Origin of the sequence: Polaromonas sp., from assembly GCF_029945925.1 — a bacterium.
Classification (GTDB): Bacteria; Pseudomonadota; Gammaproteobacteria; order Burkholderiales; family Burkholderiaceae_C; genus Polaromonas.
This window is the reverse complement of record NZ_JAQSDN010000003.1, coordinates 1-14,707: the sequence shown is the minus strand read 5'-3', so window position 1 is coordinate 14,707 and position 14,707 is coordinate 1. Positions and strand designations below refer to the sequence as shown.

At 64.7% G+C, this 14,707-nt stretch carries 12 protein-coding genes; 8 read left to right on the top strand and 4 right to left on the bottom strand.

From position 1 onward, the window contains the following. Positions 1 to 6 precede the first annotated feature (6 nt). From PSV40_RS00920 to PSV40_RS00900, 5 genes are all read left to right on the top strand, one after another. Entirely contained in the window at positions 7 to 870 is an 864-nt protein-coding gene (locus PSV40_RS00920) for a branched-chain amino acid ABC transporter permease (protein ID WP_300533199.1), read from the top strand. 145 nt (positions 871 to 1,015) lie between these two features. Then, complete coding sequence (locus PSV40_RS00915; protein ID WP_300533197.1) at positions 1,016 to 2,023, top strand: branched-chain amino acid ABC transporter permease; 1,008 nt, start codon at positions 1,016 to 1,018, stop codon at positions 2,021 to 2,023. Then, positions 2,016 to 2,765, top strand: a complete 750-nt coding sequence (locus PSV40_RS00910) for an ABC transporter ATP-binding protein (RefSeq protein WP_300533195.1) — start codon at positions 2,016 to 2,018, stop codon at positions 2,763 to 2,765. Before PSV40_RS00915 ends, PSV40_RS00910 begins: the two co-directional genes overlap by 8 nt. Then, positions 2,765 to 3,502 (top strand): ABC transporter ATP-binding protein, encoded by a 738-nt coding sequence (locus PSV40_RS00905; RefSeq protein ID WP_300533193.1) that lies wholly within the window; start codon positions 2,765 to 2,767, stop codon positions 3,500 to 3,502. The genes PSV40_RS00910 and PSV40_RS00905 overlap by 1 nt, the downstream gene beginning before the upstream one ends. Positions 3,503 to 3,650: 148 nt before the next feature. After that, entirely contained in the window at positions 3,651 to 7,040 is a 3,390-nt protein-coding gene (locus PSV40_RS00900; RefSeq protein WP_300533191.1) for a PAS domain S-box protein, read from the top strand. Positions 7,041 to 7,055: 15 nt separating this feature from the next. On the opposite strand, the gene PSV40_RS00895 is transcribed toward PSV40_RS00900, so the two are convergent. After that, on the bottom strand, positions 7,056 to 7,895 hold the full coding sequence (locus PSV40_RS00895) for an IclR family transcriptional regulator C-terminal domain-containing protein (RefSeq protein WP_300533189.1): 840 nt from the start codon (positions 7,893 to 7,895) through the stop codon (positions 7,056 to 7,058). A gap of 115 nt (positions 7,896 to 8,010) precedes the next feature. Between PSV40_RS00895 and pobA the strand changes: the two genes are divergently transcribed. After that, on the top strand, positions 8,011 to 9,195 hold the full coding sequence (pobA, locus tag PSV40_RS00890; protein WP_300533187.1) for a 4-hydroxybenzoate 3-monooxygenase: 1,185 nt from the start codon (positions 8,011 to 8,013) through the stop codon (positions 9,193 to 9,195). A 20-nt stretch (positions 9,196 to 9,215) separates the two neighbouring features. On the opposite strand, the gene PSV40_RS00885 is transcribed toward pobA, so the two are convergent. Then, entirely contained in the window at positions 9,216 to 9,428 is a 213-nt protein-coding gene (locus tag PSV40_RS00885; protein WP_300533185.1) for a helix-turn-helix transcriptional regulator, read from the bottom strand. A 275-nt stretch (positions 9,429 to 9,703) separates the two neighbouring features. Next, positions 9,704 to 10,273, bottom strand: coding sequence for a DUF2975 domain-containing protein (locus PSV40_RS00880; protein WP_300533183.1), 570 nt, complete (start codon positions 10,271 to 10,273; stop codon positions 9,704 to 9,706). Between the two features lie 228 nt (positions 10,274 to 10,501). Here PSV40_RS00880 and PSV40_RS00875 point away from each other — a divergent pair, with 228 nt between their 5' ends. After that, positions 10,502 to 11,416 (top strand): CoA transferase, encoded by a 915-nt coding sequence (locus tag PSV40_RS00875; protein ID WP_300533181.1) that lies wholly within the window; start codon positions 10,502 to 10,504, stop codon positions 11,414 to 11,416. A gap of 327 nt (positions 11,417 to 11,743) precedes the next feature. Beyond that, positions 11,744 to 13,246: a CYTH and CHAD domain-containing protein gene (locus tag PSV40_RS00870; protein ID WP_300533179.1), complete on the top strand. Its 1,503-nt coding sequence runs from the start codon at positions 11,744 to 11,746 to the stop codon at positions 13,244 to 13,246. 166 nt (positions 13,247 to 13,412) lie between these two features. Here the strand turns inward: PSV40_RS00870 and PSV40_RS00865 are convergent, their stop codons facing one another. Continuing rightward, positions 13,413 to 14,324 carry a DMT family transporter gene (locus PSV40_RS00865; protein WP_300533177.1) on the bottom strand — a complete coding sequence of 304 codons (912 nt, stop codon included), beginning with the start codon at positions 14,322 to 14,324 and terminating at the stop codon, positions 13,413 to 13,415. Positions 14,325 to 14,707 lie beyond the last annotated feature (383 nt).

Here is a 14,707-nt window from a genome sequence, read left to right as displayed (position 1 = left end):
AACACGATGGATCTCGCGAACTTTCTCATCCAGCTGCTCAACAGCGTCCAGTACGGCCTGCTGCTGTTCATGCTGGCCGCCGGCCTGACGCTGATTTTCGGCATCATGGGTGTGGTCAACCTGGCCCACGGCAGCTTCTACATGCTGGGCGCCTACCTGGCCTGGTCGCTCAGTGCCTATTTCGGCAGCCTGACGCTGGCCATCCTCGGCGGCGCCGTGTTGTCGGCCATCTTCGGCCTAGCGCTGGAATGGCTGCTGTTTCGCCATTTCTACCAGCGCGACCACCTCGACCAGGTGTTGCTGACCTTCGGCCTGATCTACATCTTTGAAGAGCTGCGTTCCATTGTCTGGGGGGACGATGTCCATGGTGTGCCGATTCCCGAGCTGCTCAGCGCGTCCATCCCGCTGACCGAGAACCTGTCCTACCCGGTCTACCGCCTGTTCATGTCGGGCGTGTGTATTGCATTGGCGGTCGGCCTGTACCTGCTGATTTCAAAAACCCGGCTGGGCATGAAAATCCGCGCCGGCGCCTTCAACCGCGACATGGCCGGCGCCCTGGGCATCAACATCAAGCTTATTCACGCGGTGGTGTTTGCCCTCGGCGTGACGCTGGCCGCGGTGGCCGGCATGATTGCCGCGCCGATCGCCAGCGTCTACCCCAACATGGGCTCGCAGGTGCTCATCATGTGTTTTGTGGTGGTGGTCATCGGCGGCATCGGCTCGGTGCGCGGCGCCCTCATTTCTGCGCTGCTGGTTGGCCTGGTCGATACCTTCGGCAAGGTGCTGCTGCCGCAGGTGGCCGGCATGCTGATTTACATGTTGATGGCGGCGGTGCTGCTCTGGAAGCCTGAAGGCTTGTTCAAGCAATGAGCACGTTAACACCCCCACGCTTTTCACTTCGTGTAATGCGCTGCCCCCCGAGGGGGCCGCTGCGCCTGCGGACTGGCAAAGCCAGATCCGCGGCCCTGACTGAAAGGTCTTTCCCTTCAAGCTATTCACTTTCCGTGGTGGTGGCATGACCAAGTCAAATCTCGAATTCCTGCCGCGCGGCGTGCAGGTCACGCTGGCACTTGGCCTGGTCGCCCTCGTCGCCTTCCCGTTTGCGGGCACCGATTTCTACACCCAGATGGTCACACGCATGATGATCATGGCGATTTTTGCCATGAGCCTGGACCTGCTGCAGGGCGTCACCGGCCTGGTTTCGCTCGGGCACGCCGCCTACTTCGGCCTGGCCGGCTATGCGCTGGCCTTCCTCATGCCGCAGGGCGAAGCCGTCAGTCTGTGGTGGACATTGCCCGTGGCGGTGCTGGCCTCGGGACTGGCCGCGCTGATCATCGGTTTTTTTGTCGTTCGCACCCACGGCATCTACTTCATCATGGTCACCATGGCGTTTGCGCAAATGGTGTTCTTCCTGTTTTTCGACAACAAGGTGCTGGGTGGTTCGGACGGGCTGTACATCAATTTCAAGCCCGACACCACCTTGTTCGGCTGGATGCCGTTCGATCTGGACAACAAGCGCACGCTGTATTACTTCACGCTGGCCGTGATGCTGATGGTCTACGCCTTTTTGCGCCGCCTGCTGTGGAGCCCGTTCGGCCGCGCGCTGGCCGGCATCCGCGTCAACGAACACCGCATGCGTGCCATGGGTTTCGGCACCTTCCGCTACAAACTCACGGCCTTCACATTGGCCGGCGCGCTGGCCGGCCTGGCGGGCTACCTGTGGGGCACACAAACCGGCTACATCAACCCCGAACTGATGGGTTTTCACATGAGCGCGCACGCGATCATGATGGTCATTCTCGGCGGCATGGGCAACTTCGCCGGCGCGATTGTCGGCGCCTTCGCTTTTGAATACCTGCTGCATGTCTTCAAGGACCTGCCGCAGGTCGGCAGCGTCAACCTCGGCAAGCACTGGCAGTTGTGGATGGGCTTGTTCATCGTGTTGCTGGTGACCTTTGCGCCGCGCGGCATTCTGGGTCTGGTGGAACGCTTTGGCAAAAGCAGAGGGGCCAGCGATGAGTGAAATACTGCTCTCTGCGAAAAACCTGACCAAACGTTTCGGCGGCCTGGCTGCGGTCAGCGACGTGTCGCTGGACCTGCAGCGCAAGCAGATCCACGCCGTGATCGGCCCCAACGGCGCCGGCAAATCGACGCTGACCAACCTGCTCTCCGGCGACCTGCCGCCCACCTCGGGCTCGGTGCGGCTCGGCGACCGCGACATCACCGGCTGGAACCCGGAGAAAATCTCGCGCCAGGGCCTGGGCCGCAGCTACCAGAAAACCAATATCTTCCTGCCCTTCACGGTCTGGGAAAACGTCCGCCTGGCCGCGCAGTCGCGCCAGCCGCATGCCCTGCACTGGCTCAGCCGTGCTACCCATTTAAGAGCAGTCAACGCCCGGACTGAAAGGGCCATTGAGCTTTCCGGCCTGGAAAACCGCAAACAGGCGATCGCCGGCGCCACCAGCCATGGCGAACAGCGCCAGCTTGAAATTGCCATGACACTGGCCACCGAGCCGCAGGTGCTGCTGCTCGACGAACCACTGGCCGGCATGGGTGTGGCCGAGGCCGAACGCATGGTCGCGCTGCTGCTCAAACTCAAGGCCGACCACGGCATCCTGCTGGTCGAACACGACATGGACGCGGTCTTCACTCTGGCCGACCGGCTGACCGTCATGGTCAACGGCCAGGTGATTGCCAGCGGCACACCCGCCGAGATCCGGGCCGATGCCGGCGTGCAGGCCGCCTATCTTGGGGAGGAACACTGATGGCCGACCTGCTGATCGACGCCAAGGACCTGCACACCTATTACGGCGCAAGCCATATCCTGCGCGGCATCAACTTTTCCGTCGCGCGTGGTGAAACCATAGGCCTCATGGGCCGCAACGGCATGGGAAAAAGCACCCTGCTCAAAAGCATCATGGGCCTGGTCAAGCCGCGATCGGGCAGCCTGGACATCATGGGCCAACCGATGATGGGCCGGGCACCCTACGAAATTTCCCAGCTCGGCATCGCCTATGTGCCCGAAGGCCGCGGCATCTTCGGCAACCTCAGTGTGGTCGAGAACCTCAAGATGGCCGCGCGTGCCGGCCGACCGGGAAGCGCCGCAGACGGCGTGGGCCGAAGGAACGACTGGACCTACGACCGGGTGCTGGAGACCTTCCCGCGCCTGAAGGAACGCCTGGGCCACGGCGGGCAGCAACTGTCGGGCGGCGAGCAGCAGATGCTCACCATCGGTCGCGCGCTGATGACCAACCCCGACGTACTGATCCTCGACGAAGCCACCGAAGGCCTGGCACCGCTGATTGCGCGCGAGATCTGGCGCATCTGCGGCGTGATTCGCGAAAGCGGCATCAGCAGCGTGATCGTCGACAAGAACTGGAAACACGTGACGCAGATCACCGATCGCAACGTGATTCTGGTCAAGGGCGAGGTGGTGTTTGAAGGCAGCTCGGCCGAGCTGCACGCACGGCCGGCGCTGCTGACGCAATATCTGGGCGTCTAGCCGACACAGAAGGAACAGAAAAAAATGTGAAGCGGGCGTAGCCGGACCCAGGCGCAGCAAGGGCTTGTCGCAATCGACAAAGTTCGACCCGCATGGCATCATGATCCACGCCGGGCAACATGACCGGCCCCACTGAAAGGCTGGATGCATGCGTTGGCCCTGGCAAGTTGATGCGCCGCTCCGGCAATCACAGACGCATGCAGACTCTGCGCAGGACTCCATCGGTCGCCCGATCGCCTGGCTGATTGGCGGCCTGATGGTGGTTTCTGCCTGCGCGGTGGTCATCGCCCTCTTTTACCTTCGCGGCGAAGCCTTGCGCGCCGGCGAGAAACTGACCCAGTCGCTGGTGCAGGTGATCGAGGAACAAACCGGCCAGTCCTTCCAGACGGTGGACCAGCGCCTTCAACTTGCCGCCAGCCGGCTGCTGGCATTGCAGGAAGAAAAACGGCTTGACGAACACTCGGCCCGCGCCATGCTGCGCGAGCAGCTGAACGGCCTCCCCTTCGTGCGCGCCATCTGGGTGCTGGATGCCGGCGGCCGCATCGTTTTCGACTCGGACCTCGGCAACATCGGTGTCAAGCTGGCAGACCGCGAGTATTTCCAGATCTACCAGCAGCGCCCGTCTGCCGGTTTCCACATCAGCGCGCCGGTACGCAGCCGCACGACAGGCGCCTGGCTGATCAGCGCGTCCAGGCCTCTGCGGGCGGCGAACGGCAGCTTCGCGGGCGTGATCGTGGCCGCCGTGGAACCGCTCTATTTCGACAGGCTCTGGCGCGGGGTGGACCTGGGCGACGGCGGCGCGATTGCGCTGTTCCGCCGGGGCGGGGTGCTGATGATGCGCAGCCCGATGGACGACACCGTGATGGGCAAGGCCTTTCCCGACCGGCCCCTGTTTTCCGAACATCTCCCCAGGAGCGCGCAGGGCGTCTACCAGGCCACCAGTCCGATCGACGGGAAGGTCCGCATGATTGCCTACCGTGCCCTCGCGCCCTATCCCGAGCTGGTGATCTACGTTGGCGCCCCGTACGACGAGGTACTCGCGCCCTGGAAGCGTTTTGCCACGCTGACCTGGCTGATCTGGCTGGCAGCCGCGGCAGCCGTGGCGCTGCTGTCGGCGCTGCTCTACCGGTATTCCCAGCAGCGTGCACGGACCCAGCTGCGCTTTCGCCAGTTGGCCCAGGCCATGCCGCAAATCGTGTTCATCACCGATGCAAGCGGGCACATGGCGTTCGTCAATGACCAATGGACCAACGTGACCGGCCTGCCGGCGGAGGCTTCACTCCAGGGCGGCTGGTTCACACGTGTTCACCCGGATGACCTGGAAAGGACCGCCGAGGATTTCCGCCGTGCCATCGAAAGCGGGCAAGGCATTCACAACGAACACCGCCTGCTCTGCGGTGACGGAACTTATCGCTGGCAGCTGGCGCGGGTGATTCCCAACCGCGACGACGCCGGGCGCATTGTCTCGTGGTACGGCACCTCCACCGACATTGACGACCTGAAACAGGCCGAAGCTGCGCTGCATGCCCAAACCGAGCTGCTGCGCATGGCGGGACAGTTGTCCCGGGTGGGCGGCTGGGCACTGGAGTTGCCCGGGATGCGCTTTCTCTGGTCGGATGAGGCCCTGTTGATCCTCGAGCAGCCCCCAGGCAGCGCGCCCACCCTGGCCTCCGCCATCGGCCTTTGCACAGAACAGTCGCAGGCACTGGCCGCCCGGGTGACACAGGAATGCGTGGCAAGCGGCACGCCCTTCGACGTTGAGGTGGAGATGGTGACCAGCACCGGCCGCCACATCTGGGTACGCTCGTTGGGCCAGGCCGTGCGGGACGGCCAGGGCACCATCATCCGCATGCAGGGGGCACTGCAGGATGTCACCGAACGCGTCAAGGCCGAGCATGAAGTCCAGGCCCATCTGCAGACCTTGCAGCGTGCCGCAGAGGCGGCACAGGCCATCACCCAGCACCACACGCTGGAGGCGGTCATGCAGGAAGTGGCGGATCAGGCGCGCAGCATCATCGGTGCCCACCAGGCGGTCATCAGCCTGCGTCGCGGCCCTGAAAAGGACCAGACCACCACCGCACTGTCGCTGTCCGACAAATACGCGAACGACCGCCATTGGATGGACCCGCCCGATGGCAGCGGAATCTCCGCCGTTCCCGGCGAGACCCGCCGGTCCATGCGTCTGACGCAGGCGGAGCTCCAGGCCCATCCGCGCTGGCGCGGCTTCGGCGCGTATACGGACCAGCACCCGCCCCTGCGCGGCTGGCTCGCCGTGCCACTCACGGGACGGGACGGCAGCAACGTCGGCCTGTTGCAGCTGTCGGACAAACACGAAGGTGACTTCACCCGACAGGATGAATACGTTGTTGCCGAACTCGCCCAGCTGGCCCTGATCGCGATCGACAACGTCAACCTGCTGGCCCAGGTCCAGGAGTTCAACAGCAGCCTGGAGGAAAAAATCGCCCAGCGCACCCGCGAGCTGTCCCGCCAGGAAGCCCTGCTCAGGGCGCTGGCCGAGCAGGCACCGTACCCGATCTGGACGATTGATCCGGAGGGCAATGCCACCTTTGTCAGCCAGGCCTGGTACGAACTATTCGGCGGCGCACCGCCCGACTGGCACGGCAGGGCCTGGATGGGTCTGGTGCATGCGGACGATTTGCCCGGCATGCTTGAAGCATGGCATGGCCACCGCCAGACGCGCACGCCCCATGCCGGAACCCGGCGCCTGCGCACGCCGGACGGCAGCTACCGCCTCATGGCCTACCGCGTGTCACCGGTACTCAACGACGCCGGCGAAGAAATGTTCTGGGTCGGCATCGATGTGGACATCACGGAAATCAAGGCGACCGAGACCGCCTTGCGGCTGACGAACGCGGAACTGGAAGCGTTTTCCTACTCGGTCTCGCACGACCTTCGCTCGCCGCTGACCACGGTGGACGGCTTCAGCCGCTTGCTGCTCAATGAGCTGCAGGGCCAGGAGTCGCTCAAGGTCCAGCACTACCTGGCTCGCATCCAGGCCGGCGTCGACAAGATGGGGCACCTGATCGAAGCGCTGCTGTCCCTGGCCCATGTGACACGACAGGCCCTCCAGCATGAGCCGGTGGACCTGAGCGCCATCAGCACCGAGATACTCGCGCGCCTGCAGTCCGCGGACCGTTCGCGCCATGGGGTGTTCAGCGTCGAGCCTGGCCTGCTGGTGCACGGCGACAGCCGGTTGCTGCAGGCCGTCATGGAAAACCTGCTGGGCAACGCCTGGAAATTCAGTGCGCACTGCTCCAACGCCACAATATCGGTGGGCCGGCTGGGGCCGCGCGGCGCCTTCTTTGTGCGCGACAACGGTGCCGGCTTTGACATGGCTTATGCCGACAAGCTGTTCGGCACCTTTCAGCGTCTGCACGATGTCGCGGAGTTCGCCGGCACCGGCATCGGCCTGGCCACGGTTGCGCGCGTGATTTCACGTCATGGCGGCCGCATCTGGGCCGAGTCGGCGCCGGGACAGGGCGCGACTTTTTTCTTTACGCTGCAGGCAACGACATGACGCCCCGCCGCGCTGCTACATCAGGGGCCGCAGTTCCCGCGCCGCGTCGAACAGCAGCGGCAGCAGATCACGCTGCATCTGCTGGGCGCTCAGCCGCTGCGGCGATGCAACAACGTTAAGCGCGGCCACCGTTTTCCCCTGCATGTTGCGCAGCGGTACCGCGAGCGCATGCACACCGAGCTCGTGTTCTTCCACCGCCAGGCAGCAGTCGTCCGCGCGCACCTGCTCGATCACCGCGCGAAACTGCTTGATGTCAATGATGGTGCGGGTGGTCAGGCGTGGCAGTGTGCGGCCCTTGAGCCACTGCGTCAGGCCGGTTTTGGGCTTGGCGGCCAGCAGCACCCGCCCGGTGGACGTGGCATGCGCCGGCAGGCGCGCGCCCAGGTGCAGGCCGTAGGCCAGCACGCGCACGGCACCGTCGGCACCACTTTTCCACTCATAACCGCTGCGCCCGACGATCACCACCTCGTCGCCGTCTAGCACACCGGCAGAAAACGACTCCTGGGTCTGCGCCGCCAGCCGGTTCAAGGTGGGCTGAACGGCACGCGGCAGCCGCGCCGACGCCAGGTAGCTGCCTGAAAAGCGCAGCACCTTGGGAGCCAGCCAGAAATAGCTGCCGTCGGTCTCCAGGTAGCCCAGGTGCGCCAGCGTCAGCAGGTGGCGGCGCGCGGCGGCGCGCGTGATGCCGGCACGTTCGGCGGCAAGTGTGGCGTTCAGCCGCTGGCGCTGTGTGTCAAAACTCTCCAGCACCGCCATGCCCTTGGCCATGCCTTCAATCATGTCGGCCTTGGCGATGGGCCGGCTGGCCGGGAGGACCGTGCCCATCGTCTCGGAGGGTGGCGAATTTCTGCTCATTGCGCGATCATCGCACAAATGGGCTGCAGATCGTGCACCGCGCGCGTGGCCGTCTGGTCGCGGGAAGATGCAACGCCTACGCTAGCGACTCAGTCAAAACGAAACGGAGACAGACATGCGTACCCAGGTTGCCATCATCGGTGCAGGCCCCTCCGGCCTGCTGCTCGGCCAGTTGCTGCACAAGGCTGGCATCGACGCGGTCATTGTCGAGCGCCAGAGCGGCGACTACGTGCTGGGCCGCATCCGCGCCGGCGTGCTGGAGCAGGTCTGCATCGACCTGCTCGACGAAGCCGGCGTCGGCCAGCGCATGCACCAGGAAGGCCTGGTGCACGGCGGTTTCGACATGCTGTTCAAGGGCGAGCGCCACCGCATCGATATGAACGGCCTGACCGGCGGCAAAAACGTCATGGTTTACGGCCAGACCGAAGTCACCCGCGACCTGATGGATGCGCGCCAGGCCGCCGGCCTGACCACCATCTACGAAGCCAGCAACGTGGCCGTGCACGACTTCGACACGAAGAAGCCGCGCGTGAGTTACGAGAAAGACGGCCAGACGCATGAGATCGAATGCGACTTCATCGCCGGCTGCGACGGCTTTCACGGTGTGTGCCGCGCCAGCGTGCCCGAGGGCGCGGTGGCCGAGTACGAAAAGGTCTATCCCTTCGGCTGGCTGGGCGTGCTTTCCGACACCCCACCGGTGCACCATGAACTCATCTACGTCAACAGCACGCGCGGCTTTGCGCTGTGTTCGCAGCGCAGCGCCACACGCAGCCGCTACTACCTGCAGGTGCCCCTCACCGACAAGGTCGAAGCCTGGTCGGACGATGCCTTCTGGAACGAGCTGCGCCTGCGCCTGGACAAGAACGGCCGCGACAAACTCGTCACCGGCCCGTCGATTGAGAAAAGCATCGCCCCGCTGCGCAGCTTTGTCGCCGAGCCCATGCGTTTTGGGCGCATGTTTCTCGCCGGCGACGCCGCCCACATCGTGCCGCCCACCGGCGCCAAAGGCCTGAACCTGGCCGCCACCGATGTGAAATACCTGTCCGGCGCGCTGATCGAGTTCTACGCCGACAAAACCGAAGCCGGCATCGACACCTATTCCGAGCGCTGCCTCAAGCGCATCTGGCGGGCCGAGCGTTTCTCATGGTGGTTCACCAGCCTGATGCACCACTTCCCGGAAAACGGCCCGATCGGCCAGAAGTTGCAGGACGCCGAGCTGGACTACATCGTCCACTCGGAGACCGGCGCGCGCTCGGTCGCTGAAAACTACGTCGGCCTGCCACTCGATTTCGGCAGCTGACGCCGGCGTGACAGCCCCCGTCAGCCGCTATCGGCCTCATGCACCAGCAGGTCGCCGGGCTGGCAATCGAGAAACTCGCAGATCTTCTGCAGCGTGTCGAAACGCACGCCCTTGACCTTGCCCTGCTTGAGCAGGGACAGGTTGGCTTCCGTGATGCCGACGTAGGCCGCCAGGTCTTTGGACCTGGCCTTGCGCTGCGACAGCATCACGTCGAGTTTGACGACGATGCCCACGGGCTAGGGCCTGTTCACACTATTTATACAAGTGCGAACGTGGTTAAAACGACGCCAATCTAGGCGCACGACGACGCTCAGCCTGGGCGGCTGGGCTAGGAGTGCAACGACGAGTGGTGCTGTTTTAAACACGTTCCCTCCGGGTTGCGGCCAAAAAGGCCATGCGCAGCGTTGCAAAGCCTTGCCGGGCGCCAGCCCGGCTGCATTTTGCGCCTCGCGCATGGCCTTTTTGACTCGCAACGCATCTTGCATAAATAGTGTGAACAGGCCCTTGCTCAGACGAACTGCGCGTTTTCTTCAGCGAGGGCCACGGCCTTGGCCATGACCGCAGAGATCTGCCACACCATGCCGGCAAACAGCAGCGTCATCAGCTCGTTGCTGCCCAGGCCGATGGACAGCGCGCGCTGGCCCGCCGGTGCGCCCAGGGTCAACACCACGCTGATCAACATGGAACCAAAAAAGCCCGCCACCACCGAGGCAAAAACGCCCGCGGCGAAACCGCGCAGATAACGCACGTTGCGCAGGCTGAAATACTCGCTCTGGGAAAACCCCGAAAAGCAGCGCATCGCGCAGACCAGCCCGTAGGAGGCGCAGCACACCGGCACCATGCCCAGCACCACGGCCAGAATACGTTGCCACAACGCCACGTCCAGCATGGCCACCTGCAGCGTCGACACGTTGACGCCTGATCGGAGCAGCAAACCCTCGGTCGGTGTGGTCACCAGCTGGTAAAGCACGGCCAGCGGCAAGGCCACGGCCAGCAGGGCGCAAACCCAGGCAAAGGCACTGTTCAGGCGTTGCACGTCAGGGCGTGTCAGGGTGCTTGCGGCGAATGCGTTTTTCATGGGTCACCTTTTGAGTCGTGAGGTGCATATTGTGCTTCACAAATATCTGTTAAACAATAATTAATTACTGTGAAACATAAATTTCTATAAAAACAACCGAAGCTGACCGGCTTCCGGCCGGGTGTCGGCAGGCTCCTTCCAAGGCGCCAAGGCAAGGGGCAAAGTCTGGTAAGGTCCATTGCCTTTGGGCGCCTTCTACCTTCCTGCTCCAGACCATCAGCCACCACGATGACCTCCTCTGCCCCCGCCAAAACCCCTCCTCTCCAGGCCCTGCAGGGCATCCGCATCCTGAGCCTGGCGCTCAACCTGCCCGGCCCGGCCGCGCTGATGCGTTGCCGGCAGATGGGTGCCACCTGCATCAAGCTCGAGCCGCCCTCGGGCGACCCGATGGGCCTGTACAACCAGCCCGCCTACGCACAGCTGCATGAAGGCGTGAAGGTGCTGACGGCCGACCTGAAAACCGAAGCCGGCCAGAAGGCGCTGCACCGCGAACTTGAAAAAACCGATGTGCTGCTCACCTCCTTCCGTCCTTCAGCCATCGACAAGCTGGGCCTGGGCTGGAAAAAAATCCACACGCTGTACCCCGCGCTGTCGCATGTCGCCATCGTCGGTGCCCCAGGCGCACGCGCTGAAGAGCCCGGCCACGACCTGACCTACCTCGCCGACAACGGCCTGGTGCCCGGGCTGGAACTGCCCGCCACGCTGTACGCCGACATGAGCGGCTCGCTGATGGCCAGCGAAGCCGTGCTGCAGGCGGCCCTGCAGCGGCAGGAGCCGTATGCCGGCTCGGGTGACCCGCATCCGCGCGGAGCCTTTATCGAAGTGGCCCTGTCCGATGCCGCCGCCTACCTGGCGCTGCCGCGGCAATGGGGCCTGACGCAACCCACCGGTTCGGTCGGCGGCGCGCATGCCGGCTACCGGGTCTACCCCTGCCGGGATGGCCGTGTGGCGGTGGCCGCGCTGGAGCCGCATTTCGCCGCCGCCCTGTGTGCCGCGGCGGGTGTGGAAGCGCCAAACATCCAGGCCATGTTCGCACCCGCCACACATCAGGCGATAGCGGCTTTCATGCTCACCCAGACACGCGCGCAGCTCGATCAGCTCGCGGCCGCGAAAGACATTCCCCTGCACACGCTATTGAATTAATAGCTGCCTGCGCCCGTGCAATAAGGGCTGGAGGCCGATTTGGCTTCATAAATGCAACTCCTCAGCTCGCTGCATGCAGCACGCTTTTCTTGCCCCCTCGCCCTCTTGGGAGAGGGTTGGGGTGAGGGTGCGCAGCAGTCCACAACATACGACGATCACTCCATGCACAGGTCGCAGCCCTCACCCCCGCCCTCTCCCAGGGGGAGAGGGAGTAAAAAAAGACCTGGGTAGTTACCCATAAACGGCGGGGAAACGCCTGTCGCTCACCTTGCATTGCATCTCTGAATGCGTAGGATGGAAAGCCCCCTCCCTGCCGCAGGCCCCAGCATGACCGAGTTCGAACTCAAGCTTGAAATCCCGCCCGCCCGGCTCGCTTCGGTGGAAGCGGCGCTGCGCCGCGGGATGACACGCACCCAGCGCCTGCGGGCACGCTACTTCGACACGGCCGACCGCGCACTGGCGGCGCAGGGCGTGGTGCTGCGCCTGCGCAAGGAAGGCCGGCACTGGGTGCAGACGGCCAAGGCCCCGGGCAGCCGGCCGCTGGAGCGGCTGGAACACAACGTCGTGCTGGGCAACCAGACCGCACCCCTGCCCGACTTGTCGCGCCACGACGGCACGCCGGTCGGCGAGCGCCTGCGCCAGGCCCTGAAGCACCAGCCCGATGCGGCTTCTCCTGACCTCACCCTCGTCTACCAGACCGACATGGTTCGCCTCACGCGAATCGTGCGGGCGCGCGGCGCGCTGGTCGAGCTTGCGCTGGACCAGGGCCACATCACCGCCGGCGACAGAACCTTGCCCGTGCGCGAGCTGGAGCTCGAACTCAAGCAGGGCCAGGCCGCCAGCGCGGTGGCGCTGGCCAGCGGCTGGTGTATCTGGCATGGCCTGTGGCTCAGCAGCGTGAGCAAGTCGCTGAAAGGCCAGCGCCTGGCGCTGGGCCAGGACTTCGGCGCGGCCGTGGGCGCCGAAGCGCCCCGCTTTCCCCGCCACGCCTCGGGCCGCGGGGTGGCCGCCGCCGTGGTGGCCACCTGCCTGAACCAGGTGCTGACCAACGCCAGCGACGTGGCCGCCGGCTGCAGCGCCGAAGAGCACATCCACCAGCTGCGCGTCGGTCTGCGCCGGTTGCGCACCGCGCTGCAGCAACTCGAGGCCCTCGCCGGCGGCTGGGGCGATCAAGGCGATGCCTGGAAGGCGTCGCTGGCCCGTGTGTTCCGCGCGCTGGGCCAGCACCGCGACCGCGACTACCTGCTCGGCAAGCTGCAGGGCCAGATCGAAGCCGCAGGCGGGCCGCCGCTCGACTGGCAGGAAACACTGGGCGCCCTGCCCAGCGCCGCCGAATCGGTACGCTCGCCGGCTTTCCAGCAGGCACTGCTGGGCCTGATCGGTTTTGTTCACGCCGTCCCCGACGAGGGCAAGTCTGCGCCAGACGACACATCGGCAACATCACCGAAAAAATTCCTGCGCAAGCGCCTGGCCAAGCTGCACAAGCAGGTGCTGGCACAGGGCCGCCAATTCACGGCCCTGCCCGAAGCCGAACAACACGCGCTGCGCAAGCGCCTCAAGCGCCTGCGTTACCTGGCCGAGTTCGCGCAACCCCTGTTTGCCAAACGCAAGGCCACCGCCTACCTGGCCGCACTCAAGCCGCTGCAGGACGCGCTGGGCATCTACCACGACGAAGTGGCGGCGCTGCTGGTCTGGCAAGGCCTGTCGGGGCACGACCCGCGCGCCCTGTTCGGCGCTGGCTGGCTCAGCGCGCGCCGCGAGGCGCATGTGCAGGCGTGCCAGCAGGCCTGCGACCTGTTGGCCCGGCAAGCCCGGCCGTTCTGGGACTAGAGCCTGTCATTGCGGGACGGGTACGCGAAATGCTCCTGCGCCTGTCATTGCGGGCTTGACCCGCAATCCATCCCGGCAGACCGGCGCCGCTGGTTCATGCCACCTGGATCCCGGATCAGAGCCTGCCCCGGACCGGATACGGGGTCCGGGATGACAAGCCAAACAACTAAGCCGAGCGCCGCCGCGCCAGCAACACCATCGCAGCACCCAGCAACAAGGCCCCGACGCCCTGCCGCGCTGTCAGCGGCTCGGCAAACAGCCACGCAGCCCCCAGCGCAGCCCCCAGCGGTTCAATCAGCGTGCCCACGACGGCGGCAGTAGGTGACAGTCGCCGCGCGCCCCAGGCAAAAGCAAGGTAGGCAACCGAGGTGGTGGCCACACCGGTGTAAGCCACCTGCAACCAGGCCGTACCGTCGCGCGGCCACGTAATGCCCTGCGCGCCGGCCAGCACAAGCATCAGCAGCGCCGCCACCGCCATGCCCCAGGCCGAGGCGCTGACGGCCGGCACATGCGCCGGCATGCGCGCATTGCCCAGCACCACCAGCGAGTACAAGGCCGCCGAGGCAAACGACCAGGCCAGGCCCGCCACGTAGTCGCGCGGCAGGGTCAAGGCTTCCACCGGCACAACGATCAAGGCCACACCCATGAGTGCCAGCACCAGCGCCGCCAGCAGTTGCCCACTGGCGCGTTCATACCCGCGCAACACCGAGAGCAGCGCCACGATCACCGGCGCGCAGCAAATCGAAATCACCGTCGGCAAGGCCGCGCCGATGTAGGCGACGCCCATGAACCAGCAGGTCACGTTCATCGCCATGGCCAGGCCGGTCAGCACGATAAGCGCCCTCTCCCGCGACGGCAAGTGCCGCCATTGCCCGGTGGCCGGCGTGGCAGCCACCTGCCGCCAGTGCCACCACCACAACAGCGGCAAGCCCAGCGCAAAACGCGCCAGCGACAAACTGAAAGGCGACATGCCACCGCCCTCCATCACCGACTGGGCAACCAACGCGCCCACACCCCACAAGACGCCCGCAAGCAGGATGCCACCCCAGGCCAAAGCGGCCGATGTTCGGGAATTCATGAAAAAAGTTCTCCATCCGGGCGCCTGCTGCAGGGCTGTATGCAGCCAGAGGAAAGAGAAAAGGCAGGCAGGCGCGTCAACTCATGGCCGCGTGCTGTTGTTCTCCGTCAATCAGAACAAGCGCGGCCGCATGCGCAACCCGGTGCGAAACCGGGTGCAGTGCGAGTTAGGCGGAAGGGGGAGAGAGTTGGAGGAACATGACCAACATCTTAATCAGTTGGCAATCTTGTGACATCGTTGAATTGCTTCTTGATCAAGCGGACGTATGGCTCAAACAACAATGTATAGAGATGTTTTCTACTCTGACTTGGCGGTCGTAACCTTCAGAGGAGCCTGTCAGAAATTTTGTGTGTGAGGCATAACATGTCACGAAGGAACATGAA